The organism is Tistrella sp., from assembly GCF_002684955.1.
Classification (GTDB): domain Bacteria; phylum Pseudomonadota; class Alphaproteobacteria; order Tistrellales; family Tistrellaceae; genus Tistrella; species Tistrella mobilis.
Genome location: NZ_NYWI01000030.1, coordinates 63528 through 88863, shown reverse-complemented (window position 1 = coordinate 88863; position 25336 = coordinate 63528). Strand labels below are relative to the sequence as shown.

Sequence of the window (25336 nt, the reverse complement as noted above, 5' to 3'; positions counted from 1 at the left end):
CCCGCCATGGTCTCTCCCCGTCGCATGGTCTCCGCCGTCCGGATCGTCATGCAATCCGCGCCGCAAGGCGCCTGTCCAGCCCGTCGACCAGCCAGCCGTCCAGCTTGTCCAGGAAGGTGATGCACTGGTCCAGCTGCTCGCGGGCGACGAATTCGTCCGCCCGATGGGCCTGGTCGATGCTGCCCGGCCCGCAGACCACCACCGGCACGCCGGCGCGCTGGAAAATGCCGGCCTCGGTGGCGAAGGCCACCACATGGGTGCTGTTGCTGCCGGTCAGCGCCAGCGCCATCGCCTCGGCCGGGCTGTCGGCCTCGGGCGTCAGCGGCTCGACATTCACGTCCACCACCGTGGTCACGCCGGCCTCGTCCGACACCGCCTTCAGCCGCGGCAGCACCTCGGTCTCCACCCGTGCATCCAGGCGACGGACGATGTCGTCGATCGAATGACCGGGCATCAGCCGGGCCGACCAGTCCAGTTCGGCATCGCGGGGGATGATGTTGACGGCGGTGCCGCCCCGCACCATCACCGCGGTGACGGTGGTATAGGGCGGCTCGAAACCGCTGTCGGGCTGGCCGATCCCGGCATATTCGGCCTCCAGCTCCTCAAGGAAGCCGGTGATGCGGGCCGCGGCCGAAATCGCATTGGCACCCAGATGCGGCTGCGAACTGTGCGCCTCCACCCCGGTCACCCGGGTGCGGCACAGGCAGACGCCCTTATGTGCCGTCACCACCCGCATCGAGGTCGGCTCCCCAACCACCGCCAGCCGCGGCCGGGCGGCAAGGCCCCGGATGTGGCGGGCAAGGTCGGGGGCGCCCATGCAGGCGACCTCTTCGTCGTAGGTGAAGGCGAAATGCACCGGGTCGGTCAGCGGCAGGGCCGCCCAGTCGGGCAGCTTGGCCAGCACGCAGGCGATGAAGCCCTTCATGTCGCAGGTGCCGCGCCCCAGCATCAGCCCGCCGCGTTCGGTCAGCCGGAACGGGTTGGTCGTCCAGGGCTGGCCGTCCACAGGCACCACGTCGGTATGGCCGGCCAGCATGACGCCGCCCCGGCCGTCGGGGCCGAGGGTCGCGAAGATATTCGCCTTGGTGCCGTCGGCCGAGGGGATGCGCTCGTGCCGCACCCCATAGAGATCCAGCCAGCTTTCGACGAAGGCGATCAGCGGCAGGTTGCTGTAGCGGCTGGTGGTATCGAAGGCGATCAGCCGCGCCAGCAGCGCATCGCGCCGGGCGGCAGCCGTCGGCAGGGCGGCGATCAGGGCCGCAGCTTCGGCATCCGGTACCGCCGGGTCGGCCGCCGGACCGATCCGGCCGGCGAGGTCAATCGAGGCGTCCATGGCAGACGGCGACCTTCAGGGAGGGAGGCTGACAGAGAAGGAAGCTGGCAGACGAGAGAGCGGCCATCCCGGCGAGATGTGCACCTGCGAAGACCGTTCCGGTTTCTCAAACCGTAAACAGGTCCGGGCTTCGGTGCAACGGAGGCGGCAGGGTCACCCCCGCCAGTAGGCGCGGGTGAACAGGACCAGCACGGTGAACAGCTCCAGCCGGCCGAGCAGCATGGCGAAGGCCAGAACCGTCAGCACCGGGTCGGTCATGGTGGCATAATTGCCGGCCGGGCCGATGATCGGCCCAAGCCCGGGGCCGACATTGGCCAGCGCCTGGGACACCGCGGTAGCGGCGGTGATGAAGTCCACCCCCAGCAGCGCCACCACGATCGACAGCACCACGAAGACCGCGAAGAAGACGGTGGTGAAGCTCAACACCGACAGCAGAATGGCTTCGGGCACCGGCCTGCGGTTGTAGGTGGGCACGATCACCGCATTCGGGTGGACCAGCTGGCGGAGATGGCGCCGGGCCGCCGTCACCAGGATCACGAAGCGGAAGACCTTGATGCCGCCCGAGGTGGAGCCGGTGCAGCCGCCGACCAGGATCAGCCAGAAAAACACCGCGAAGGGGAACGTGCCCCACAGATTGTAATCGGCCGTGGCAAAGCCCGTGGTGGTGATGACCGAGACCACATTGAACAGCGACACGCGCAGCGCCTGCAGGGGTGCCACATGTTCATGCAGCACCAGCCACAGGCTGAGCGTCACGGTCCAGACCAGAATGGCGAGGAAGAAGGCCCGGACCTGGGTGTCGCGCCACAGCGCATCGCGATCCTGGCCGAGCACCCGGATATAGAGCACGAAGGGCAGGGCGCCGCCGATCATGAACACCACGATGATCATCTCGATCAGCGGGCTGTCGAAATGGCCGATCGAGGCGTCGGAGGTGGAGAAGCCGCCGGTGGAGACGGTCGCCATGGCATGGACCAGCGCCTCGAACCCGGTCATGCCTGCCGCCCAGAGCAGCGCCATGCAGGCCAGCGTCATCACCACATAGACCCGGCCGAAGGCCGCCGCCAGCTGGGCGGCCCGCGGCACGATCTTTTCGGAATTGTCCGAGCTTTCGGTCCGGAACAGCTGCATGCCGCCGATGCGGAGCATGGGCATGATCGCGACCGAGGTGACGATGATGCCGATGCCGCCCAGCCAGTGCAGCATGCCGCGCCAGATCAGCACCCCGGGCGGAGCGGTGTCCAGGCCCGACAGCACCGTCGATCCGGTGGTGGTCAGCCCCGACATGGATTCGAAGAACGCACCCGCATAGGTGATATGGGGCGATGCGAACAGCAGCGGCAGCGCCGCGAAGGCCGCCACCGACAGCCAGGAAAGCGTGGTGGTCAGGAAGGCGTGGCGCAGGCTGAGCGAGGTGGGATGCGCGGTGCGCGTGGTCAGCACCAGGCTGACGCCGGCGAAGATGGTCACCAGCGACGACACCACGAAGACCGACCAGTCGGGACTGGCCGCCACGGCATCGAAGGCCGCCGGGACCAGCATGGTGGCGCCCAGCAGTGCCAGCAGCACGCCGATGATGAACAGCACCGGCTTGACGTCGATCACGGCCGCGGACCCCCGAGCAGTGCGGCGCCCCTGATCAGGCGCACGGAACCCAAGCCGCACCCCCGATCGGGCATGCGGCGCCGCCCGCGATGATCGGGGAAAGCGTCGCGGCTGTCCATGGGGGAGGTGTTGCCCCAAGGTGGCAACAGCTGAGACCTGGGTCAGGCCGGCACTTTCGGATGGACTGGCTGCACCGGCAACAGATGGTCGGCCCCTCCTCATCCGATGGATCATCAGACATGAGCACCGACGCCTCGGACGTGATCTACCAGTATCCGCAATCCGATATTCAGGATGACCTCTATATCGCTTTCGGCAGCTTCGTCACCGGCACGCCCGATGCAGACCTGGCCAAAAGGTATGACCGCGCCAGCACGGCCGCCAGTGTGGCGCGAACTCTTGCCGAAAAGCTCAATGCCCAGTACCTCGATGTCAGGGATTTCGGCGCCACCGGCGACAGCGTGACTGACGACACCGCTGCCCTGCGTGCAGTTTTCGATGCACGCTTCGCGGGAACCGGTTGGGGCAAGACCTCGGCCACCGGCAGCTATCCCGAAGTCTGGGGCGACGGCTGGAAGGTGATCCTGATCCCGCCGGGAACCTACCGGCTGAGCCGGGCCATCTCTGTACGGTCCAAGACCGTGGTCTTCGCCTATGGTGCCATCCTGAAGGCACTGCCGGTCAATGCCACTGACCCTGAGACCGTCTGGGTCGAAGGCTACTGGGATGCGCGCACGACCGAGCCGGTTTCCACGACCAAGAGCGGTATCGGACATCTGGGCGGCATTCTTTCAATCCGGCATGCCCAGAACGTCTACTGGCATGGCGGGACGTTGGATGGCAACGACATCCTGATCCGTGCAGGGTTCAACGGGCTCGGGATCTCGGCTCCTCTTGCCTCGAAGGTTTCGGCAGGCGAACGGATCGTGGTGCGTGATCTGCAGATCCGCCGCTTCCGCAACAACATGGTTCCTGGGCTGAACGACATCTTCGTGAATGGCGGCGGCAAGGCCTTCACGATCCAGCTCGGGCAAAGCGAAATCATCCTTCAGAATCTTCTGATCGACGATTGCGATTTCGTCGGCACTATCGAAGGAACCTCGTCCAACGGACGAGGCCTGCGTCAGGTGGTGGTCGACACACTGATGGCGACCGACTGCAAATACGGCTTCGTGATCCACGGTACCACCTCGCAGATGGACTCTTCCTGCGACCTGCGGAACGTCTGGCTGAGGAACGTCGGCAACAATGCCCATGACGGCCATGTCGACGGCACGACCTATGCGAACTTCATCGACGACAAGCGCCGGATCGGCGGCGTGCTGACGCTCCAGAACGCCAACAACCTGAAGGCTGATATCCGCATCACCAACGACAACACCACCGGGCTCGGCGACGTCACCGGCAAGAGCGATCTGATCCGCGGCACGGCGCGCAACACCCAGATCCGGATCAAGGGCTATGTCGCCCATCTCAACCATCTGTGGAATGCAACCCTGCCGCAGCAGGATGCCAGGGTTTCAAGCCTCACCATCATCCATGGCGGTACGGGCTATACGGCCGGCCCCCTGCCCCTCAGCTTCACGAATGATTCCATCGGCGGCGGCCCTGCCAGTCATCAGACAGCGACCATCGCCGTGGACGGCAGCGGCAGCATCACGGAGATCAATCTGTCGGACCAGGCGCTCTTTCAGGGGGCGGCGACCCTGGACACCGGCAAGGGGTATCAGCGTCCGCCGACCGTCACGGCAGGTGGCAGCGGGACCGGCGCGGTCTTCACGCCGGTGATGAACTATGCCTTCGCGCCAGCTACCGCCACCGGCGGCGTCTTCGACTGTCTGGTCGAGGCCGAGCTTGAGGTTGGCCAGCATCACGGTCTGCTGGTCAAGCATCTCCCCCATGTCCGTCCGACCGGGCTCGATATCCGGGCCACAATTCGCTCGACGGCCTCGTTCACGGCCCCTGTGTCAGGGATCTATGACTACGAGCCGGGTGACCCCGCCAACATCCAGGGGCGCAATCGTTTCGAAATCGTGGTCCGGAATCTCCAGAAAGTGATCCGCGGCCGGTTCGACCGGCAGTGGGATGCGGCCGCGATCCAGGCGCTGGAGGGACCGATCGTCGAACTGGGAGGCATCGACTTCAATACCTCGGTCCAGTTCGACAGCACGATCGACAATCGCTTCATCAACCGCCGCGTAACTCTTCCGGCCGGCACGCCGACGGTCGTGGTCAACAACACCGAGCTGCCGGCGGGCTTCCGCGGACTGGTCATCGTCAGCTCGCTGGGGCTCAGCTATCAGCACACGGCCCTGCTGATGAAATCGGAGGTGAACGACACCCTGGTCATGGTGCCACTCGGCGCGGGCACGGCCTACACCCTGGCGCTGGATGCCAACAAAGACATCACGGTCACGTCGACGGCGACGCAGCCCATCGCCAGCCGGGTGGTCGTGGTGCCCTTCGACGCCTCCACCCACTGATCGACGGGCACCCCACTGAACGAGGGCGTCCGGCCAGATCGAACATGAAGGCCCCCGCCGGTGTGCACCGGCGGGGGCCTTCATCTGTCGGCTTTGGATCGGAAGCTGCGACGGTCAGAAGCCCGCCGGATTGCCGATCAGGGTCAGAAATTCGCGGCGCAGCGTCGGATTGTGGCGGAACTCGCCCAGCATGCGGCTGGTCACCATGCTGACCCCCGGCTTGTGAACGCCGCGGGTGCTCATGCACTGGTGTTCGGCCTCGATCACCACGGCCACGCCCTTGGGCTGCAGCACTTCCTCGATCGCATTGGCGATCTGCGAGGTCAGCTTCTCCTGGATCTGCAGGCGCTTCGAGAAGGCCTCCACCACGCGGGCGAGCTTGGAAATGCCCACCACGCGGCTGCGCGGCAGATAGGCCACATGGGCGACGCCGATGATCGGCACCATGTGATGCTCGCAATAGCTCTCGATCCGGATGCCACGCAGGGCGACGACCTCGTCATAGCCGTCGGTCTCTTCGAAGGTCCGCTGCAGGATCTCGACCGGATCCTGAACATAGCCCGCGAAGAATTCCTCGTAAGACCGCACCACGCGGTCGGGCGTGGACAGCAGGCCCTCGCGGTCCGGGTCGTCGCCCGCCCAACGGATCAGGGTCCGCACGGCGGCTTCCGCCTCGGCGCGGCTGGGGCGGCCTTCGGGGGCAGCGGCCTTCGGCGCCTCGGATGCGCCGACCTCTGCCGGGCCTCCCATTTTCACGGCCACGACGTTTTCACGTGTCATCTGACGTGCAACTCCCAGGGTGCGGCCGGCAGGTGCGCAGCGGGCCCACGCGAACGGCGGGGGACGGCGCATCGGGCTTCCGGCCGTGTGCGGATTCCGTTTCGTTTACGCAAGCCCGCAACCGATGGATCACCGGGGTGGAGAGCGTATCGCGACGGAGCCGCGATGGTGTGGGCCGGCGAGCCGCGATACGGCGGATCATCCTGCCCACGATCCGAAGCACATATCAACCATTGATTGCTGATGATGTGTTCGACGTAACTCTGACTATAGGTCGCAGCGCAGGCACCTGCAAGCGCGGGCCACGGCAGAACCGGGATCAGAATCAGTTGATCGTGTGCGCCGCATGGGGGCTGTCGAGCGAAAAGGTCGGGATCTGGACCTCGAAGGTCTCGCCGCCGGCGCTCTCCATCTGGTAGCTGCCGCCCATGATGCCCGAAGGCGTGGTGAGCGGCGCCCCGCTGGTGTATTCGAAGCTCTCGCCCGGCGCCAGCACCGGCTGTTCGCCGACCACACCCGCACCGCGAACCTCCTGCAGCCGGCCCAGGCCGTCGATGATCCGCCAATGGCGGGCACGCAGCTGCACCGTCTCGTCGCCGTGGTTCTCGATCCGGATGCGATAGGCGAAGACGAACTGCCCGTCCTCGGGCGAGGACTGGTCGTCGACGTAGAACGGGCGCACCGCCACCATGATCGAGCGGGTGGTCGCGCTGTATTCGTGGTCCGCCGCCATGGGTCCTACCTGCTGCAACGTGGATCGACGGGCCCGGAAGGGGCCCGGACAGGGAATATCGCGACCCATGCAACCGATTTCCAGGGCGGAGCGCAAGCGGTGATGCCCCCAGGATGTCGGGACGGGGTGTCCCGACACCCGTTTCAGGGGCAGCAATGGCCTCAGGCGGCGTCGAGTGCCGCCGCCAGATCGGCCGCCAGATCCTCGACATCCTCAAGCCCGATCGACACCCGGACCAGGCCGTCGCCGATGCCCACCGCCGCCCGCACCTCGGCCGGCAGCCGCTGATGGGTGGTGGTGGCGGGATGGGTCGCCAGCGTCTTTGCGTCGCCCAGATTGTTCGAGATGTCGGCAATCTCCAGCCGGTTCAGGAAGCGGAAGGCCGCTTCCTTGCCGCCCTTGAAATCGAAGGCCAGCAACGTGCCGCCGCCCGCCATCTGCCGCCGGGCCAGATCATGGCCGGGATGGGAGGCGAGCCCCGGATAGACCAGCCGGTTGAGGGCGGGATGGCCCTCGAAACGGCGGGCGAGGGTGGTGGCGCTGCGGGTCTGTTCCCGCACCCTGAGCGGCAGCGTCTCCAGCCCCTTCAGCAGCACCCAGGCGTTGAAGGCGCTGAGGGTCGGGCCGGTATGGCGCAGGAAGTCGCGCAGCGCCCCGTCGCAGAACGCCTCGCTGGCCAGGATCGCCCCGCCCAGCACCCGGCCCTGGCCGTCGATATGCTTGGTGGCGGAATAGACCACCACATCGGCGCCCAGCGCCATCGGCTTCTGCAGGATCGGGGTCGCGAAGACGTTGTCGACCACCAGCGTCGCGCCATGGGCATGGGCGATCTCGGCCACCGCCGCCAGGTCGATCAGCTCCAGCTGCGGATTGGACGGCGTCTCCAGGAAGAACAGCTTGGTCTCGGGGCGCACCGCCGCCGCCCAGGCGTCGAGATCGGCACCGCGCACGAAGCTGGTGGTGATGCCGAAGCGCGGCAGCAGTTCGGCCAGGATGTACTGGCAGGATCCGAACAGCGCCTCGGCCGCCACGACATGGTCGCCGGCGCGAAGCTGGCAGATCAGCACATTCCACACCGCCGACATGCCCGACGCGGTCGCCCGGCAGGCCTCGGCACCTTCCAGCGCCGCCAGGCGGGCCTCGAAGGTCCGCACCGTCGGGTTGCCGTAGCGGCTGTAGACGAAGCCCGGCTCTTCGCCGCGGAACCGCGCCTCAGCGCGGGCGGCGTCGTCATAGACATAGCCCGAATTCAGGAACAGCGCCTCGGCGGTCTCGCCATGGGGGCTGCGGTCCAGCCCGGCGCGTACCGCCAGTGTCGCAAGCCCGCGTGTCGCAAGCCCGCGCTCTGCCGCGGCTTCCGTTCCGGCCGCTGCAGCCGTGGCCTTCCACAATCCGTCGCCACAGTCGGCGTCGACATCCGTCCGGTCTTCGGTATCCCGCATGGTCTTCGGCCCACAAAAAAACCCGGCCTCTGGCCGGGTCTGCGCGTGAAGGGTTCGGTGCGCGGCCCCCGACCTTTTAGCGGCGTGATTAACGTGGTCCGCAAGCCGGCCGGCCCAAATCCCCACGATCGCCGCCAGGTCCTGCCCCGGCGACGCGACAGGCACGATACGCCCGCCCGCCACGGGGGGTCAAGTACCGATCATGTCAGGAGAATTCCCCATCCGGCGGATGGAGATGCAGGATCGGCCCGCCCGCCTCGGCGGCCTCGTCGGGATCATGGGTCACGATCAGCGCCGGCACACCACGCCTCCGCAGGCGGTCGAAGACCAGCGCCCTCAGGCGTGCGGCCAGCGGCCGGTCCAGCCGGGCGAAGGGTTCGTCCATCAGCACCGCCCGGGGATCCGCAGCCAGCATGCGCATCAGCGCCACCCGCGCCCGCTGCCCGCCCGACAGGGTCGCCGGATGTCGCCCGCCCAGCCCGTCCAGCCCGGCCTCGGCCAGCGCCGCGGCGATCCGGTCCCGCCGCGCCGCCCGATCCAGCCCGGCCGGCAGGCCGAAACCGATATTGGCGGCCACCGTCAGATGCGGAAACAGCAGGTCGTCCTGCATCATCAGCCCCACCCGGCGCCGCTCGGGCGGCAGGTCGTCGATCGGCCTTCCGTCCAGAAGGATGCGGCCGCTCATGGCCACGACCGGGTCGGCGATGCCGGCGATCACCGCCAGCAGGGTCGATTTGCCGATGCCCGACGGCCCCAGCACCGCCCCGATCACCCCGGGCGACACGCCGAGGTTCAGCGGCCCCACCAGCCGGCGGCCGCCGATCGCCACCGCCACCTCCTCAAGCTCCAGGCTCATCGGCGCCTCCGGCCACCGGCCGGCTCGGGGATCAGGCTCGCCAGCAGAAAGCCCGCCGCCGGCAGCAGGGCCAGCAGCAGGGCTGCCGCCGCCGCCGCCCGACGGTCCAGCCCGGCCGCAGCCGCAACCGCTTCGGTCGCTAGCAGCGGGATCCGGCCGCCACCGATCATCACCGCCGGCAGATACTGCGCCACCCCGGCCGAAAAGCCGATCGCCGCCGCCACCGCCAGCGGCCGTGCGGTCAGCGGCAGCATCACCGCCGCCCAGGCGCCGAAGCCGCTGCGGCCCAGGCTGCGGGCCAGCCGGCGCGGCCGCGGATCGGTCCGGCGATAGCTTTCGCGCAGCGCCAGAAAGACATAGGGAAACACCGTCGCCAGATGGCACCAGACCAGGGCAAGCCCGGTACCATCCAGGCCAAGCCGCAGCACGGGGCCCTGCAACCCGGCCAGAAACGCCGCCGGCGGCAGCAGCAGCGGCAGATAGATCAGCGCGTCGCCAGCATCACCTGCGGGGCGGCTGTCCCGGCCTTCCAGCAGCAGCAGGGCCAGCGGCACCGCGATGATCACCGGCAGCAGGGCATAGAGCGCGCTTGCCCCCGCCGCAGGGGCCAGACCGGCTGCCATGCCCGTCAGCCGTGCCGTCGACCAGCCGGCGGGCAGCGGGTCGGGGAAGCGCCAGACCGCAGCCCCGGCCCAGAAGACCAGCGTCACCACGGCCAGCACCGCCATCACCAGCACCAGCAGCCCCAGCCCGGCGGCAAGGCGGGAGGCAAAGGGCGCCAGCGGCCGACGGGGGCGGGTGGTCAGCCGGTCAGCCCCGCCGCACCGCACCAGCCGTTCGATGCAAAGCCCGGCCAGGATCACACCGACCGCCAGGACCAGCTGAAGCAGGGCGGCCGCGGCTCCGGCCGCCGCGCGGGCCGGATCGGGGTCGAACAGCAGCGACAGGCTGCGCACCGCCAGCACCGGCGGCAGGCTGGGCCCCAGCACCAGCGCCATGTCGACCGTGCCGAGGCCATAGACCGCCACCGCCGCGACCGGCAGGCGCAGCAGCGGCCAGATTTGCGGTGCGACCACCCGCCACCAGGCGCTGGCGGCCGGCCAGCCCAGGCTGCGCGCGCGATCGAGTGCGGCGTGCGCGCCCACCCGTTCCTGCGCCGCGATGGTCAGCGCCAGCAGGAAGGGCATCTCTTTCACCACCAGCCCTGCGATCAGCGACAGCCCCCAGGCATCGCCGGGCAACGGCAGATCGGGCGGCAGCGTCCGCCCGTCGGCGCGCGTATAGACCCAGTCGCCCGCCAGACGGAACAGCAGTCCCGTGGGCGCGATCAGGAAGGCGAGCCCCACCGCCACGGCGGCATGGGGGGCGGCCACCAGGACAAGGGCAAGCCGCTCGATCGCCCCGGCCCGGCCCGGGCGTGCCGCGACCAGGGCCGCGATCGCCCCGGCAAGCGCCGCCGAGATCAGGGTCGCCGCCACCGCCACCAGAACCGAGGTCAGGATCGATCGTCCGATGCCCGGCTCGGCCGCCAGCAGCCGCCAGGCGGAAAGCGGGGCCGCGGCGACCGCCCCGACCAGCCCGCCCGCCAGCGGCGGTGCCAGCACCGCGGCCGCGATCCAGGGGGCGGCGGCCAGCAGCGGCGACCGCGCGGGCGGCGCCGCCGGCCGCCAGTCTCCGGCACCCGGCTGCCCGGTCACGCCCGGCTCAGCCGGCCAGATAGCGCCGCGCCCATTCGGCCTCCAGCCAGTCGGTCCAGCTGGGATGCGGCTCGGGGATGGCGGAGCCCAGCTCCTCTTCGCTCGGCCAGGCGGGGCCCAGATCGATGTCGCGGAACACCGCCCGGTCCTCTGCCGACAGCCGCCCGGCTGACAGCACGGTCATGTCGCCCCAGATCTGCGGATCCAGCTTGGCGGCCTGAACCTCGGGCGAGATCAGCATGTTGGCGAAGACCATCGCCCCCGCCTTGGCATCGGCATTGGCGGGAATGGCGATGAAATGGGCATTGGCGATGCTGCCGCCCTGCCAGCCGATCACCCGGGTGGAGGCCGGCATCAGCCCCGAGGCGATGGCCGAGGCCGCCTGGCCGGGATGGAAGGTGAAGCCCAGATCCACCGCGCCATCGGCCTGCATCCGCTCCAGCGCCGGGCCGTTGGGCGGGAAGGCCCGCCCCTCGCGCCACATCGCCGGCCGGATCCGGTCGAGCCAGGCCCAGAGCGGCGCAGTCAGGCCCGGCGCCTTGGCCGGATCCACCGGGCGCGCCAGGGCCGGGCGCTTTTCCTTGGGCAGCAGCATGATCAGCATCTGCTTCAGAAAGGCGCTGCCGATGAAATCCGGCGGCGCCGGATAGGTGAAGCGGCCGGGATGGGCCTCGATCCAGTCGGCGAGGGCGGCGGGGCTGCGCGGCGGCTCGGGCGTCACCGTCCGGTCGTAGACCAGGCCGAACTGCGACAGCCCCCAGGGCACCTCGTAGCCGTCGACCGGCAATGACCCGTCGCGGGCAAGTGCCGGATTGGCCCCCAGATCGATGAAACGGGCATTGGGCAGCCGGTCGAGCATCGGCCCCCAGAGCAGATCCGCCGTGCGCAGCGCCGCGAAATTCTCGCCGTTGATCCAGATGAGATCGACCGAGCCGCCCTCGGTCTTTCGCCCTGCCGCCGCCTCGGCCTTGATCCGGGCCACCGCCTCGGCGGTATCGGCCAGCTTCACAAGCTCGACGACGACATCGCAGCAGCCCTCGGTCTCGGCCGCCACGCGTTCGATGAATTCGTTGATGTCGGGATCACCGCCCCAGGCATTGAAGCGCACGGTCTGGCCGCGGGCCTCGTCCAGCACCGCCTGCCAGTCGGTCTGCGCCCGCAGCTGGGCCCCCTGAGGCTTCGGTGCCGGTTGCGGCGCGGGGGCCGTGGTCCCGGCCGCATGGGCCGCCGCCCCCCAGGCCAGCGCCACCGCCAGGGCCACCCGTCCTCCGATCCGCATCCACAGCGTCATCCCTCGGCATCCCCTTCCAGGCTGTCGGTCGTCTCAAGCATATGCCGGATCATCGGCGGACGCACAAATCACGTCGGCGTGCGCGCATCTCCGCCCGCCGGCCCGCCCGCCGGATCACAGGTCATGGTCGAGACGTGATGGACCATCCGCGTCCGCTCGGCACCATCGACCGCATCGATGGTCAGGTCCAGCTGCTGGCGCAGCGGCAGGCCGGTTGCGGTGTCGTAGATCTCTTCCGTCACATAGTCCGACGACAGATAGCCCGCGCGCACCACCCCGGGCGCCACCTCGGTCATCTGATGCGACACGGTGCGGATCATCACCGCCGGGCGGCCGTCGATCTCCATGCCGCCCGCCACCCCCCGGCTGCGTTCGGCGGCGTCGGGCCGGCGCACATAGACGCTTTGCGCCGGATCGGCCACCAGCGCCTGCTGGAACAGGGCGATCAACGGCGGATCTGGCGGCACCGGCAGGTCGTCGCCCTGGTCGAGCGGCCGGCCATAGACGCCGGCCCCGCCCAGAAAGCCCAGATAGCCCGACAGCAGATAGGCGGGGCGAAGCGCGGGGTCGCGATCGGCATCCCCATCCATCCGCACCACCACCCGGCCCTCGGCCGGCACCATCCGCGCGCCCACCGAGGCGTTGCGGAAGGCGGCGGCAAGCCGGACCGCGCCGTCTTCCAGGGGGTGATAGGCAACCCCGACCGGGCCCTCGCTGCGGCTTTCCCGCGCGCCGATCCGCGGATCCAGCGTCGCCTGCATCGCCAGCCGGCAGTCGAGTTCGGTCTCAGCCCCGGGCCCTGCCAGCGTCACCGGCCCGTCGAAGGGCCGGACCGGTTCATCCGCCAGGAATGCCACCGGCGTCTTCGTCGCACAGGCGGCAAGCCCCAGCAGGGCCAGAACGGCGAGGTGGCGGCTGATCTGCGGCATCAGGGGCCCTCCTGCATCATCTGTCTTCCAGCTTCGGTCCCATACACGCCCGGAACGGCCGGAAGGTCAACCATGCAGAAACCATGGGCCCCGTGGGCTTCGGCCGCATCTGCGGCCTTGATCGCGGCGGGGCGCCCGGCTATCTTGCCTGCACCGCGCGGGCGTAGTTCAGCGGTAGAACGTCAGCTTCCCAAGCTGAATGTCGTCGGTTCGATCCCGATCGCCCGCTCCAGTTTCAGAAAAACACCCCGCCAGGGCAGCCCTGGCGGGGTGTTTTCGTCTGCGGCGGATATGCGCCCCGTGCAGGGGACGGCGCCCCCTGCACGGGTCCGGATCAGGCTTCGCCCTGGTCGCGGCTGAAGCCGTCGGCGCCATCGGTCACCAGCAGCTTCTCGACATGCATCCAGCGATGGCGCGCGCCCACCTTGCCGATCAGGGCCAGGGCCGCGGCATCGTCGAAACCGGCCGCGGCATCGGCGCGGCGCACGAAACGGGCGCGCCAGTGAGGGGTGAGTTCGGTGCGCGACACCGCCCCCGGCCAGATCGCGGTGCCGCGGTTGGACAGGTGCTTCAGCCGGAAGGGAGAGCCTTCGGCCAGCGCCGTGATCTCGGCACCCAGTTCCGCAGGGTCCGCGTTCTCCACCTCGAAGAACAGGTCGAAGCCGATATCGTCACGGGTGGTGACGGTGATGCGGTCGGGGAGGGCAGGGGTCGGAGTGGAGGCCTGGGCGGAAGCTGTGTCCGCCCAGGCCGGTGCCGCCACCTCGGGCAGGGCGGCGGGGTCGACCCGCTCCAGATTGGCGGCCACCGCCTCGGCGAAGGCCATGGTCGATGCCGCCTCGACCTTGCCGCGGGCCAGATCGCCGGTCAGCACCCTGCCTTCCGACAGGGTCAGCGCCAGCGCCGCCTCGATCCGCGCCGCCGCACGGGTCTCGCCCAGATGGCGCAGCAGCATCAGGCCGGCCTGCAGGAAGGCGGTGGGGTTGGCAAGGCCGCGGCCAGCGATGTCGGGGGCCGAGCCGTGGACCGCCTCGAACATCGCCGCATGGTCGCCGACATTGGCGCTGGCGGCGAGGCCCAGGCCGCCGACCAGGCCGGCGGCCAGGTCCGACAGGATGTCGCCGTTCATGTTGGTCATGACCGCGACGTCGATCTGCTCAGGCGCCACCACCAGCTTGTGGGCGCAGGCATCGACGATCATGTGGTCGGTGGTGATGTCGGGATAGCCGGCGCCCACCGCCTCGACCGTGCGCTTGAACAGGCCCTCGGTCAGCTTCAGGATATTGGCCTTGTGCACCGCCGTCACGCGGCTGCGGCCTTCGCGCCGGGCCAGTTCATAGGCTGCGCGGGCGATCTTGGCAGAGCCGCGGCGGGTGATCAGCTTCAGCGCCTGGGCGGTGTCCGGCGTCTGCATGTGCTCGATGCCGGCATACAGGTCTTCCACATTCTCGCGCACGATCACCATGTCGATGCCGCGGCCCGAGAACGGGGTGGTGATGCCGGCCAGTTCCTTCACCGGCCGGATGTTGGCATACATCTCGAACAGCTTGCGCAGCGTCACATTGGCGCTTTTGCCGCCATGGCCGACCGGGGTTTCCAGCGGCGCCTTCAGCACCAGACGGGCGCGTTCGATCGCATCGACCGTCTCGGCCGGCACGCCGGTCGCGACGCCGGCCGCAAAGGCGCGGCCGCCGGCGATCGCCGGTGTCCATCTCACCGGGGCGGCCGCCGCCTCGAAGATCAGCCGCACGGCTGCAGCGATCTCGGGTCCGATCCCGTCGCCTTCGATCAACACCACTTCGTGGGCGACGGGCTTGACGGTCTCAGTGGTCGTGGACGGCATGTTCCGGCTCTCCTCGATGCGGGACGGGTGCATGGCCCCCGGCATCCCCCCGACACCGCTCAGGTCACGCGCCCGCGCGGCATTTGGGCACAGATCCGCCGTTTGTAAAGTTGCTTCAATCACAGTTTGCCGCCGATGGACCAAAGTCGGGGGCAGATTGAACCCCCGGGCGCAGCCGCATCGCCCCCCGTCCGACCCTCGCGTTCATGATGCAGCGCGGCAAATTGTCGCTCGATGTCAAGTGACCGGGCGCCGAAGGCCCCAGGCTCGTGGATGAACATCGCAAACGACGCCGACCACGGCGCATGGCATGTGGCACGGGACACGCGGGGAGCGGGTCGCCGGGCCGCAGACGGGGGTCTCATGTCCACGATCACGGAAGCAACCGGTGCCAAGGGCCCGGCTGCGCCGACGGCCGGCGCGCTGCGCCGCGACGCCGTCGGCGTCTCGCACATCGTCTTCTTCGTGCTGGCCGCGGCGGCGCCGCTGACCGCGGTGGTCGGCGCCTCGCCCGCGGCCTTCGCCTTCGGCAACGGCGCCGGCGTGCCCGGCACCTATCTGCTGGTGGGCGCGCTCTATCTGCTGTTCGCCGCCGGCTTCACCGCCATGAACCGCTTCGTCGGCTCGGCCGGCGGCTTCTATCCCTTCATCGCCGCCGGCCTCGGCAAGCCGGTCGGCGTGGGCGGGGCGCTGATCGCGCTCGCCACCTACAACGCCATCGACATCGCGGTCTTCGGCCTGTTCGGCTTCTTCATGGCCGACACCACCGGCGGCCTGCTGCCCTGGTGGGCCTTCGCGCTGGCGCTGGGTCTCGCCGTCCATGTCTGCGGCATGCGCCGGATCGAGTTCAGCGGCCGGGTGCTCGGCATCTGCATGGCGGCGGAAATCCTGATCCTGCTGGTGCTGGACCTCGCGATCGTCGCCACCGGCGGCGGCCCCGAAGGCTTCACCGCCACCAGTTTCGCCCCCGCCACCATCGGCGGCGAGGGGCTGGGCATCGGCCTGGTCTTCGTCGTCGCCTCGTTCATCGGCTTCGAAGCCACCGTCATCTTCGGCGAAGAGGCCCGCGATCCGCGGCGGACCATCCCGATCGCCACCTATGTGGCGGTGGTGGTGATCGCCTGCTTCTATGCCTTCTCGACCTGGGCGATCACCCAGTATTACGGCCCGTCCCATATCGTCGCCGCCGCCACCGAACACACCGCCACCCTGTTCTTCGATGCCTCGGACGCGCTGCTCGGCCCGGCGGTGACCACGATCATGAACCTGCTGCTGATCACCAGCCTGTTCGCCTGCGCGCTGTCGTTCCACAACACCATCAACCGCTATTTCTTCGCCATCGGCCGGGAAGGTCTGGCCTGGGCCGGCCTTGCCCGCACCCATGCCGATCACCAGTCTCCTCATGTGGCAGGGCTGGTGCAGACCGGGCTTGCCATGGCTGCCGTCATCCTGTTCGCGCTTTCGGGTCTCGACCCCTTCGCCGTGGTCTTCGCCTGGATGAGCACCTTCGCCAGCATCGGCATTCTGGTGATGCAGATCCTGGTCTCGCTGTCGGTGCTGGGCTTCTTCCGCAGCGATGCGCGCGGCGTCCGGCTCTGGAACCGGGCGATCGCGCCGGCACTCTCGGGGCTGGGTCTCGCCGTCTGCCTCTGGCTGGTGATCGCAAATGTCGAGCTGGTCAGCGGATCGGATTCAAGCCTGGTCGCCGCCTTCCCGCTGCTGATCCTGGCGATCGGCGCCCTCGGCATCGCCTTCGCCCTGGGCCTGCGTGCCCGCAGGCCCGCCGTCTATGCCCGCATCGGCAAGGCCTTTGAAGAGATCGCCTGACCGATCCTTCCGGCCCCCGCACCTGCCCCCGCATCCTCTTCAGACGTCCCGCCTTCAGGAGTTCGCCCCATGGATTGCTGCCACGGCCAGGCCACCCGCACCCTCGACGTGCTGCACCCGCTGCGTCCGCTGTCACCGGAGGAGATCCGCAAGGCGGTCTCGATCGTCCGCACCCGGCCCGAACTGGCCGGGCTCGCCATCGAAACCGTCGAGTTGAAAGAGCCCGACAAGGCCGCCTATCGGGCCGGAAGCCCGGTCCCGCGTGAGGCGCGGGTCAACCTGTTCAGCCTGCACCGGCTGGGCGTCACCCGCACCGTGGTCGACCTGGATGCGGGCGCCGTCACCGCGGTCACCGAAGCGCCGGATGCCCGGCCGATGATCCAGCTGGAACAGTTCATGGCGATCGAGGACATCGTGAAGGCGAGCCCCGATTTCGTCGCCGCCTGTGCGAAGCGCGGCATCACCGACATGGCGATGGTCTGCGTCGACCCCTGGTCGGCGGGCAATTTCTCGGTGCCGGGAGAGGAAGACCGCCATCTCTGCCACACCTTCGCCTGGCTGCGGCTGCGCGAAAACGAGAACTTCTACGCCCATCCGATCGAGGGCGTGAATGCGGTGGTCGACCTGAAGACGCAGGAGGTCATCCGGGTCGACGATTACGGCGTCGTGCCGGTGCCGATGGGGGAGCACAATTACGAATCCCAGTTCCGCGACAGCTTCCGCCCGGCGCTGAAGCCGCTCAACGTGGTTCAGCCCGAAGGCGTCAGCTTCCGCCTCGACGGCCCCGTGCTCAGCTGGGACAAGTGGTCGCTGGTGGTGGGCTTCAATGCCCGCGAATCGCTCACCCTCCACGACATCCGCTATGACGGACGGCCGGTCATCCATCGCGCCTCGCTGGTCGAGATGGTCGTGCCCTATGGCAGCCCCGACAACGGCCATTTCCGCAAGAACGTGTTCGACATCGGCGAATACGGCATCGGCAAGCTCGCCAATTCGCTCAAGCTCGGCTGCGACTGCCTGGGCGCCATCGAATATCTCGACGTCCATCTCGCCACCATGAGCGGCGAGGTGATGACCATCGAGAAGGCGATCTGCATCCATGAAGAAGATTCCGGCCTGCTCTGGAAGCACTGGGATTTCCGCACCGAACGGGCCGAGGTGCGCCGGGCGCGCAAGCTGGTGGTGTCGTGCATCTGCACGGTCGGCAATTACGAATACGCGCTCTACTGGTACTTCCACATCGACGGCACGATCGAGTTCGAGATGAAGGCGACGGGCATCATCAACACCGCCGCCTGCATCCCCGGCCAGCCGCCCAAATACGGCCGCGAGGTGGCGCCGGGGGTGGTCGGCCATATCCATCAGCACATTTTCTGCGCCCGGCTGGACATGGCGATCGACGGCGACGCCAACAGCTTCGTCGAGTGCAACACCTATGCCGAGGCGCCGGGCCCCGACAACCCCTATGGCAATGCCTTCTACGAGGCCCAGACGGTGCTGAAGACCGAGCTGGAGGCCTGCCGGCGGATCGATCCCGCCAGCCATCGCTATTGGAAGGTGATCAACCCCGGCCGGCTGAACCATGCCGGCACGCCGGTCGCCTACAAGCTGGAACCCGGTCATTGCGTCACCCCCTTCGTCCATCCCGACAGCCCCTCGGGAAAACGGGCGGGCTTCGTGCAGAACCATGTCTGGGTCACCGCCTATGATCCGGAAGAGCGCTTCCCGGCGGGCGAGCATATGAACCATTCGACCGGTGCCGGCGGCCTGCCCGATTTCGTGAAGCAGGACCGGCCGATCGAGAATGCCGACATCGTGCTCTGGCATGTCTTCGGCCTGCACCACCCGGTCCGGATCGAGGATTTCCCCGTCCAACCCTGCGTGATGACCGGCTTCAAGCTGATGCCGTCGGGCTTCTTCAACGGCAATCCCTGCATCGACATGGCGCCCGAGACCAACGCCGCCAGCTGCTGCGCCCACGCCTCGGCCTGAGGTGCAAGACGGGGGAGAAGGAGGAGGAGAGGGTCATGGCCGTGCTGCCGACCTTCATGGGCGGGCTGCTGCTGGGGCTGGCCGGCAGCCTGCATTGCGCCGGCATCTGCGGCGGCATCGCCTCGGCCACCCTGCTTGCCGCCCGGCCCGCCGCCACGGCCCGCGGCCGGGCCGGGGCGCTGCTGCGTATCCAGTCGGGGCGGGCGCTCACCTACACCCTGGCCGGCGCCGTGGCCGGGACCGGCTCGGCCGGGGTCGCCGGGCTGCTCGATCTGGCCGGCGCCAACCAGCTGCTCAGGGTTGCAGCGGCGCTGAACCTGCTCTGGGTGGGGGCTGCCCTGGCCGGCATCGGCCGGGGCCCCCGGCTGCTCGACGGCCTGGCCCGCCGGGCGGGTGCCGCCGCAGCCGGGCTGCTGCCGCAGCCGGTTCCCGCCGGCCCCGCTGTCCGCGCCGTCGCATTGGGGGCGGTCTGGGGGCTGATGCCCTGCGGCATGGTCTATGCCGCCCTGCTCACCGCCCTGCTCGCCGGATCCGCCACCGGCGGCGCGCTGGTGATGGCGGGCTTCGCCCTCGGCACCATGCCGGCGGTCGCCGCCGCGGCACTCGGGGCGGGCGGGCTCATCACCCGGGCCCGCCACGGCGCACCACGGCTGCGGCTGGCGGCGGGTGTCGGTCTGGGTCTGATCGGCCTCGTCACCCTGGCGGTGCCGCCGGCCCTGCTCACCGAAATCTGCCTGTTTTAGATGCATGATTCCTGGAATCATTCTGATTGACTAAAAACAGGGCAGACAAAGCCGAAGAACCGGCCCCGCCCGGCGGTTTTATCCCGCAGACCGGGCCGCTCTTTCGCTCTTCGAAATAACGGTACGCATCTTGCAAGACGAAGGGGCCCCCGACTCCGAGTAAAACGAGAGTCCGGCCCATGATCTCGCCCCATCACTTCGGTACCATCACCTCGGGCGCCATTGACGGACTGACCTCGATCATCAGGTCGAAGGGCGGCAGGCCGGAAGAGGTCTATGCCCGGATCGGCCTGCCGCCCGAGCCGGGCGGGGCCGAGGTTCTGCCGCTCGCCAGCTTCACCGCCACCCTGGAAGCCGCCGCCGCCGATACCGGCTCCACCACCTTCGGGCTCGATTACGGCCGGGTCTTCGACATCCGCCGGCTGGGCGGGGTGGGGGAGGTGTTTCACTGCGATCTGACGGTCGGTGGCGCGCTGGAGAAGTTCTGCCGCTATCTGCCCACCGCCCAGGACAACACCCGGGTCCGGCTGGAGGTCTCGGGCGATCTGGCCCGGCTGTCCTACGAAATCGAGGATCCGACGGTGCATGAACGGGCGCAGGACGCCAATTTCACCCTGGCGCTGCAGCATCATGTCGTGGCCTGGCTGGCCGGGCCGCGCTTCCGGGCGAGCCGGGTGGAGTTCCGCCACCAGCCCCAGGGCGACGTGCCCGACTATCGCCATCATTTCGACTGCCCGGTCCGCTTCGGTGCGCGCGAGAACGCGCTGCTCTTCCCCGCCCACTGGCTGGATGCCGCAATCCCGACCGCCGATCCCGGCCGCTGCCGACGGGTGGAAGACGATCTCGCCCGCCGGATGGCCCGCCACACCGCCCGGATCGATTTCACCGCCGGCATCGAGGCCTGGATGGTCGAGGCGCTGCATCGCGGCATGCCGGTGGAGCTGGCCGGCCTCGCCGCCGATCTGGGCATGAGCCCGCGCACCCTGCAGCGCAAGCTCGACGCCGCGGGCGTGGCCTTCGCCGATCTGCGCAACCGGGTCCGGCTGCGCCTCGCCCGGGCGATGCTGACCGAAACCCGGATGCCGGTCACCCAGATCGCGCTGCATCTGGGCTATAGCGAAACCAGCGCCTTCACCCGTGCCTTCAAGGCGATGACCGGCCGGTCACCCGCCGCCTTCAGGGCGGCATAACTCCAGATCGCCGGCAGCCGGGCTTGTCACCGGCAGCCGGGTCCGCGAAGATCGGCGACCCGTTCCCGCCGGAGACGCCGCCGATGACCGACCGCCTGCGCCTGATCACCTGGAACATCAATTCGCTGCGGCTGCGCATGCCGCTGCTGGGCCGGGTGGTGGAGGAGACCCGCCCCGACGTGGTCTGCCTGCAGGAGACCAAGGTCGACGACGCCAATTTTCCGCTGGAAGCCGTGCAGGCGCTGGGCTTCGCCCATGTCTCGTTCCGCGGCGACAAGGGCTATAACGGCGTCGCGATCCTGTCGAAGCGGCCGATCGAACCCGCCGGCCACCGCTTCTGGGGTGGTGTCGAGGATGCGCGCCACATCTCGGCCCGCCTGCCCGACGGCATGGTCGTGCACAATTTCTACGTGCCGGCCGGCGGCGATGTCCCCGACCCCGAGGTCAATCCGAAATTCGCCCACAAGCTGCGCTTCCTGGACGATCTGACCGCCTGGGGACCTGAGATCGCCGGCAGCACCGCGCCGCGGATCATGGTCGGCGACCTCAACATCGCGCCGCTCGAAACCGATGTCTGGAGCCATAAGCAGCTGCTGAAGGTGGTCAGCCACACGCCTGTCGAGGTCGAAAAGCTCGACGCCGTCCAGGCCGCCGGCGCCTGGGTCGACGTGGTCCGCCAGGTCATCCCGCCCGAACAGAAGCTCTATTCCTGGTGGTCCTACCGTGCCCGCGACTGGGCCGCCGCCGATCGCGGCCGCCGGCTCGATCACATCTGGACCGACGCGACCCTGGCGCCCCGGGTGCGCGGCGCCCTGGTCCTGAAAGAGGCGCGCGGCTGGGAACAGCCCTCCGACCATGTGCCGGTGATGGTCGACATCGATCCGGCCTGATCCGGCGGGGCCGCCGGACGGGAGGTAAAACGCCCGTCCGGCACGGATCCGAGGGACGCCCTCAATCCGCCCAATACATGTCGGTCAGCGGTGTGATCAGCTCCGGCGCATTCTTCCAGTAGCCGCGCAGCTTCGCGTCGTAGACGCCGGCCTGGGCCAGCTGGAACAGGAAGCCGTGCACGGCATCGTCGGCCAGTTTGGTCTGCAGGCCCTTCAGCTTTTCGATCTGCTGCTGCGGGTCGACGGTCTTGCGGAAATCGTCGTACATCGCGCGGAACTCGGGGCTGTCATAGCCGTAGAAGTACTCCGTGCCCTTGATGTAGTTCGACAGGTCGCGCGGCGAGACATGCGCGATGATCGTCATGTCGTAGAGCTTCTTCTTGTAGACCTCCGACAGCCAGAACGGGAATTCCACATTCGCCAGCTGGACGCGGATGCCGCCTTCCGCCAGCTGCTCACGGATGATCTCGCCCGAGCGGCGGGCATAGGGCGGCGGGGGCAGCTGCAGGGTGGTCTCGAAGCCGTTGGGGAAGCCGGCCTCGGCCAGCAGTTCCTTCGCCTTGGCGACGTCATGCGGGTAGCGGCCGGTCAGGTCGACATAGGCCGGGTTGTGGGGCGGGAAATGGCTGCCGATCGGGGTGCCGTAGCCCGACATCGCGCCATCGATGATCTCCTGACGGTCGAGCAGATGGTTGATCGCCCGGCGCACGCGGATGTCGTTGAAAGGCGGCTTGGCGTTGTTCATCGCCAGGATGACCTCGCCCTCGGTCGTGCCCGAGACCACGACGAAGCGCTTGTCCTGCTTGAACTGCTCCAGCGTCTCGGGCGCCGGGATCACCGGGAAGGCGTTGATGTCGCCCGAGAACAGCGCCGCCGCGGCGGTGTTGGGATCGGGGATCACCCGGAAACTCACCTCGCGCAGCTTCGCCTTCGCCGCCAGCCGGTTGGCGTCGTTGCGCTCCAGCACCACGCGATCGCCGCGCACCCATTCCTTCACCTTGTAGGGGCCCGATCCGACCGGCGTGGTCTTGTTGTTGGCCGCCGTGTCCGGATGCACGATCGCGGCATCGCCCATCGCCAGATTGGCCAGGAAATAGGCGTCGGGCTCCTTCAGCCGGATGACCACGGTGGTGGCGTCCGGGGTTTCGATGCCGGTGATCAGCGCGAAGATCGTCTTGCTGGGATTGGTGCTGTCCGGCGCCATCGCCCGTTCGAAGGCGAATTTGACCGTGGAGGCATCCAGCGGCTTGCCGTCGGTGAAGGTCACGCCATCGTTCAGCTTGAAGGTATAGACCTTGCCGTCGGGCGACACCTCCCACGACTTCGCCAGCAGCGGCTGCACCGTGCCGGTCTCGTCGGCGGTGGTCAGCGTCTCGAACACGTTCCGGGTCAGGACGGTGTCGATCGACGCGGTGGCGTCCGAGGTCGGGTCCATCGAGGTCGGCTCCTGCTGGATGCCGATCACGAGGGTATCACGGGGGGCGGCCTCGGCCGCCATGACAGCGCCGAACACCGCGAAGGCGGCGACAACGGCAGCTTTGAGCGTGCGACGGTGCATGCGGGTGCGATCCTGTTCTTATCTGCAGCCTGAAGACGGCGGCAACGCCGGGGGAGTGCCGGTGAGCCAGAGAATGGTAGCGGATCGCGACGGAAGTTCTGCAAAAATATGACACTTATATGACAGCGCCCGCATCGATCCTTTCGATGCGGGCGCCGTTCGGGTCCGGAATATTACGCGCCGGTTGCGGCCGGCGCCATCCCCGGGATCAGAGGATGAACTTGGAGAGATCGGCATCGCGCGAGATGCCGCCCAGCTGCTTCTCCACATAGGCCGCATCGATCGCGACCGTCTGGCCGGAATGGTCGGTCGCGCCGAAGCTGACCTCGTCGAGCAGCCGTTCCATCACCGTGTGCAGACGGCGGGCGCCGATATTCTCGACACCGCGGTTGATCTCGGCGGCGATGTCGGCGATGGCGGCGATGCCGTCGGTCTGGAAGTCCAGCGTCACCCCCTCGGTGCCGAGCAGGGCGGCATACTGGCGCACCAGGCTCGCCTCGGGCTCGGTCAGGATCCGGACCAGATCGTCGCGCGACAGCGCTTCCAGCTCCACCCGGATCGGCAGGCGGCCCTGAAGTTCGGGCAAGAGGTCCGAGGGCTTGGCGACATGGAAGGCGCCCGAGGCGATGAACGGGATGTGGTCGGTCTTGACCGCGCCGTGCTTGGTCGCGACAGAGGTGCCCTCGATCAGCGGCAGCAGGTCGCGCTGCACGCCTTCGCGGCTGACATCCGCCCCGCTGCGGCCTTCACGGGCGCAGATCTTGTCGATCTCGTCCAGGAAGACGATGCCGTTCTGCTCCACCTGGGCCAGGGCGGTGCGGGTGATCTCTTCCTGGTCGAGCAGCTTGTCGCTTTCTTCGGTCAGCAGCAGCTCCATGGCCCGCTTGACCGTCAGCTTGCGTCGCGCCTGGCGGCCGCCGAACATCTTCGACATCATGTCCGACAGGTTCACCATGCCCATCTGGCCGGGCGGCATGCCCGGCACCTCGAAGGCCGGTGCCGCGACCGAGGCCTCGGCGACCTCGATCTCGATCTCGCGATCGTCGAGCGTGCCTTCGCGCAGCATCTTGCGGAACTTCTGCCGGGTGTCGGCATTGGCGGTCTCGCCGACCAGGGCGTTCAGCAGCCGCTCTTCGGCGCCGAGTTCGGCCCGGGCGCGGACATCGCGCCGGCGCTGCTCGCGCACCTGGACCAGCGCCACCTCGACCAGGTCGCGGACGATCTGTTCCACGTCGCGGCCGACATAGCCGACCTCGGTGAACTTGGTCGCCTCGACCTTCAGGAAGGGCGCGTTGGCGAGCTTGGCCAGCCGGCGCGCGATCTCGGTCTTGCCGACGCCGGTCGGGCCGATCATCAGGATGTTCTTGGGCAGAACTTCCTCGCGCAGCCCTTCCGGCAGCTGCTGGCGGCGCCAGCGGTTGCGCAGCGCCACGGCCACGGCGCGCTTGGCCTGGCCCTGGCCCACGATATAGCGGTCGAGTTCCGAGACGATCTCGCGCGGGGTAAAGGCGGGGGTGTCCATCACGCGGTCTCCAGGCTCTCGACGACGACTTCGTGGTTGGTATAGACGCAGATCTCGGCCGCAACCTTCATCGACTTGCGGGCGATGGTCTCGGCGTCCAGCCCCTCGATATCGGCCAGCGCCCGGGCGGCGGCCAGCGCATAGGTGCCGCCCGATCCGATGCCGATGATGCCGTCCTGCGGCTCCAGCACGTCGCCATTGCCGGTCAGCACCAGCGAGACCTTGGCATCGGCCACAGCCATCATCGCCTCCAGCCGGCGCAGATAGCGGTCGGTGCGCCAGTCCTTGGCCAGCTCCACGCAGGCGCGCGCCAGCTGCTTCGGGTGCCGTTCGAGCTTCGCTTCCAGCCGCTCGACCAGCGTGAAGGCATCCGCCGTGGCGCCTGCGAAGCCCACGATCACGCTGCCGTCGCCGATGCGCCGCACCTTGCGGGCATTGGCCTTCATCACCGTCTGACCGAGCGACACCTGCCCGTCACCCGCGATCACCACCCGGCCGCCCCTGCGCACCGAAAGGATCGTGGTGCCGTGCCATGTCGTCGTCGTCTCGCCGTTGCTCATCGTCTGCAGAGCCTGTCCTCGATGGGAGGCCGGCGGTGATGGATCACCGCCGGAATGCCCGC

The 25336-nt window shown here is 68.6% G+C and carries 19 protein-coding genes, 1 tRNA gene and 1 riboswitch; of the genes, 7 read left to right on the top strand and 13 right to left on the bottom strand.

Annotation, left to right across the window (positions count from 1 at the left end; all coding sequences use genetic code 11):
- Positions 1-46: 46 nt before the first annotated feature.
- Together argE and CMO28_RS09305 are read right to left on the bottom strand one after the other, a co-directional pair.
- Positions 47-1333: an acetylornithine deacetylase gene (gene argE, locus CMO28_RS09310; RefSeq protein ID WP_296712850.1), complete on the bottom strand. Its 1287-nt coding sequence runs from the start codon at positions 1331-1333 to the stop codon at positions 47-49.
- Positions 1334-1486: 153 nt separating this feature from the next.
- Positions 1487-2938: a TrkH family potassium uptake protein gene (locus CMO28_RS09305; RefSeq protein ID WP_014746846.1), complete on the bottom strand. Its 1452-nt coding sequence runs from the start codon at positions 2936-2938 to the stop codon at positions 1487-1489.
- Between the two features lie 239 nt (positions 2939-3177).
- Between CMO28_RS09305 and CMO28_RS09300 the strand changes: the two genes are divergently transcribed.
- Positions 3178-5421: a glycosyl hydrolase family 28-related protein gene (locus tag CMO28_RS09300; protein ID WP_296712846.1), complete on the top strand. Its 2244-nt coding sequence runs from the start codon at positions 3178-3180 to the stop codon at positions 5419-5421.
- A gap of 114 nt (positions 5422-5535) precedes the next feature.
- Here the strand turns inward: CMO28_RS09300 and folE are convergent, their stop codons facing one another.
- The 7 genes from folE to CMO28_RS09265 form a co-directional block, all read right to left on the bottom strand.
- A complete protein-coding gene (folE, locus tag CMO28_RS09295; protein ID WP_051045408.1) occupies positions 5536-6171 on the bottom strand; it encodes a GTP cyclohydrolase I FolE in 636 nt (211 codons plus the stop codon).
- Positions 6172-6526: 355 nt separating this feature from the next.
- Positions 6527-6934: a Co2+/Mg2+ efflux protein ApaG gene (apaG, locus tag CMO28_RS09290; RefSeq protein WP_062767251.1), complete on the bottom strand. Its 408-nt coding sequence runs from the start codon at positions 6932-6934 to the stop codon at positions 6527-6529.
- Between the two features lie 161 nt (positions 6935-7095).
- Positions 7096-8376 (bottom strand): O-succinylhomoserine sulfhydrylase, encoded by a 1281-nt coding sequence (metZ, locus tag CMO28_RS09285; RefSeq protein WP_296712843.1) that lies wholly within the window; start codon positions 8374-8376, stop codon positions 7096-7098.
- A 56-nt stretch (positions 8377-8432) separates the two neighbouring features.
- Positions 8433-8512, bottom strand: a riboswitch (SAM riboswitch).
- Between the two features lie 69 nt (positions 8513-8581).
- A complete protein-coding gene (locus tag CMO28_RS09280) occupies positions 8582-9232 on the bottom strand; it encodes an ATP-binding cassette domain-containing protein (RefSeq protein WP_296712841.1) in 651 nt (216 codons plus the stop codon).
- Positions 9229-10929, bottom strand: a complete 1701-nt coding sequence (locus tag CMO28_RS09275; protein WP_296712840.1) for a hypothetical protein — start codon at positions 10927-10929, stop codon at positions 9229-9231. Before CMO28_RS09275 ends, CMO28_RS09280 begins: the two co-directional genes overlap by 4 nt.
- Positions 10930-10936: 7 nt before the next feature.
- The gene (locus CMO28_RS09270; RefSeq protein ID WP_296712838.1) at positions 10937-12220 is read right to left on the bottom strand and encodes an ABC transporter substrate-binding protein; all 1284 of its coding nucleotides are present in this window, start codon (positions 12218-12220) and stop codon (positions 10937-10939) included.
- Positions 12221-12288: 68 nt separating this feature from the next.
- Positions 12289-13149 (bottom strand): hypothetical protein, encoded by an 861-nt coding sequence (locus CMO28_RS09265; RefSeq protein ID WP_296712836.1) that lies wholly within the window; start codon positions 13147-13149, stop codon positions 12289-12291.
- A gap of 157 nt (positions 13150-13306) precedes the next feature.
- Between CMO28_RS09265 and CMO28_RS09260 the strand changes: the two genes are divergently transcribed.
- Positions 13307-13381, top strand: a tRNA-Gly gene (locus CMO28_RS09260).
- A 102-nt stretch (positions 13382-13483) separates the two neighbouring features.
- Here CMO28_RS09260 and CMO28_RS09255 read toward each other — a convergent pair.
- Positions 13484-14992 (bottom strand): isocitrate/isopropylmalate family dehydrogenase, encoded by a 1509-nt coding sequence (locus CMO28_RS09255; RefSeq protein WP_296712834.1) that lies wholly within the window; start codon positions 14990-14992, stop codon positions 13484-13486.
- 363 nt (positions 14993-15355) lie between these two features.
- Here CMO28_RS09255 and CMO28_RS09250 point away from each other — a divergent pair, with 363 nt between their 5' ends.
- From CMO28_RS09250 to xth, 5 genes are all read left to right on the top strand, one after another.
- A complete protein-coding gene (locus CMO28_RS09250) occupies positions 15356-16819 on the top strand; it encodes an APC family permease (RefSeq protein ID WP_296712832.1) in 1464 nt (487 codons plus the stop codon).
- 69 nt (positions 16820-16888) lie between these two features.
- Entirely contained in the window at positions 16889-18811 is a 1923-nt protein-coding gene (locus CMO28_RS09245) for a primary-amine oxidase (RefSeq protein ID WP_296712830.1), read from the top strand.
- 35 nt (positions 18812-18846) lie between these two features.
- A complete protein-coding gene (locus tag CMO28_RS09240; RefSeq protein WP_296712828.1) occupies positions 18847-19554 on the top strand; it encodes a sulfite exporter TauE/SafE family protein in 708 nt (235 codons plus the stop codon).
- 179 nt (positions 19555-19733) lie between these two features.
- Entirely contained in the window at positions 19734-20744 is a 1011-nt protein-coding gene (locus tag CMO28_RS09235) for an AraC family transcriptional regulator (RefSeq protein ID WP_062763711.1), read from the top strand.
- 83 nt (positions 20745-20827) lie between these two features.
- The gene (gene xth / locus CMO28_RS09230; protein ID WP_197465138.1) at positions 20828-21634 is read left to right on the top strand and encodes an exodeoxyribonuclease III; all 807 of its coding nucleotides are present in this window, start codon (positions 20828-20830) and stop codon (positions 21632-21634) included.
- A 61-nt stretch (positions 21635-21695) separates the two neighbouring features.
- On the opposite strand, the gene CMO28_RS09225 is transcribed toward xth, so the two are convergent.
- The 3 genes from CMO28_RS09225 to hslV form a co-directional block, all read right to left on the bottom strand.
- Positions 21696-23192: an ABC transporter substrate-binding protein gene (locus CMO28_RS09225; RefSeq protein WP_296712826.1), complete on the bottom strand. Its 1497-nt coding sequence runs from the start codon at positions 23190-23192 to the stop codon at positions 21696-21698.
- Between the two features lie 208 nt (positions 23193-23400).
- Positions 23401-24714: an ATP-dependent protease ATPase subunit HslU gene (gene hslU / locus CMO28_RS09220; RefSeq protein WP_296712824.1), complete on the bottom strand. Its 1314-nt coding sequence runs from the start codon at positions 24712-24714 to the stop codon at positions 23401-23403.
- A complete protein-coding gene (gene hslV / locus CMO28_RS09215) occupies positions 24714-25274 on the bottom strand; it encodes an ATP-dependent protease subunit HslV (protein ID WP_014746864.1) in 561 nt (186 codons plus the stop codon). Before hslV ends, hslU begins: the two co-directional genes overlap by 1 nt.
- Positions 25275-25336 lie beyond the last annotated feature (62 nt).

What these genes read in the sequence shown, in the direction of transcription:
- argE (WP_296712850.1), bottom strand. Translation starts at nt 1,333, where the DNA reads ATGGACGCCTCGATTGACCTCGCCGGCCGGATCGGTCCGGCGGCCGAC.
- CMO28_RS09300 (WP_296712846.1), top strand. Translation starts at nt 3,178, where the DNA reads ATGAGCACCGACGCCTCGGACGTGATCTACCAGTATCCGCAATCCGAT.
- folE (WP_051045408.1), bottom strand. Translation starts at nt 6,171, where the DNA reads ATGGGAGGCCCGGCAGAGGTCGGCGCATCCGAGGCGCCGAAGGCCGCT.
- apaG (WP_062767251.1), bottom strand. Translation starts at nt 6,934, where the DNA reads ATGGCGGCGGACCACGAATACAGCGCGACCACCCGCTCGATCATGGTG.
- metZ (WP_296712843.1), bottom strand. Translation starts at nt 8,376, where the DNA reads ATGCGGGATACCGAAGACCGGACGGATGTCGACGCCGACTGTGGCGAC.
- CMO28_RS09280 (WP_296712841.1), bottom strand. Translation starts at nt 9,232, where the DNA reads ATGAGCCTGGAGCTTGAGGAGGTGGCGGTGGCGATCGGCGGCCGCCGG.
- CMO28_RS09270 (WP_296712838.1), bottom strand. Translation starts at nt 12,220, where the DNA reads ATGACGCTGTGGATGCGGATCGGAGGACGGGTGGCCCTGGCGGTGGCG.
- CMO28_RS09265 (WP_296712836.1), bottom strand. Translation starts at nt 13,149, where the DNA reads ATGCCGCAGATCAGCCGCCACCTCGCCGTTCTGGCCCTGCTGGGGCTT.
- CMO28_RS09255 (WP_296712834.1), bottom strand. Translation starts at nt 14,992, where the DNA reads ATGCCGTCCACGACCACTGAGACCGTCAAGCCCGTCGCCCACGAAGTG.
- CMO28_RS09250 (WP_296712832.1), top strand. Translation starts at nt 15,356, where the DNA reads ATGTCCACGATCACGGAAGCAACCGGTGCCAAGGGCCCGGCTGCGCCG.
- CMO28_RS09245 (WP_296712830.1), top strand. Translation starts at nt 16,889, where the DNA reads ATGGATTGCTGCCACGGCCAGGCCACCCGCACCCTCGACGTGCTGCAC.
- CMO28_RS09240 (WP_296712828.1), top strand. Translation starts at nt 18,847, where the DNA reads ATGGCCGTGCTGCCGACCTTCATGGGCGGGCTGCTGCTGGGGCTGGCC.
- CMO28_RS09235 (WP_062763711.1), top strand. Translation starts at nt 19,734, where the DNA reads ATGATCTCGCCCCATCACTTCGGTACCATCACCTCGGGCGCCATTGAC.
- xth (WP_197465138.1), top strand. Translation starts at nt 20,828, where the DNA reads ATGACCGACCGCCTGCGCCTGATCACCTGGAACATCAATTCGCTGCGG.
- CMO28_RS09225 (WP_296712826.1), bottom strand. Translation starts at nt 23,192, where the DNA reads ATGCACCGTCGCACGCTCAAAGCTGCCGTTGTCGCCGCCTTCGCGGTG.
- hslU (WP_296712824.1), bottom strand. Translation starts at nt 24,714, where the DNA reads ATGGACACCCCCGCCTTTACCCCGCGCGAGATCGTCTCGGAACTCGAC.
- hslV (WP_014746864.1), bottom strand. Translation starts at nt 25,274, where the DNA reads ATGAGCAACGGCGAGACGACGACGACATGGCACGGCACCACGATCCTT.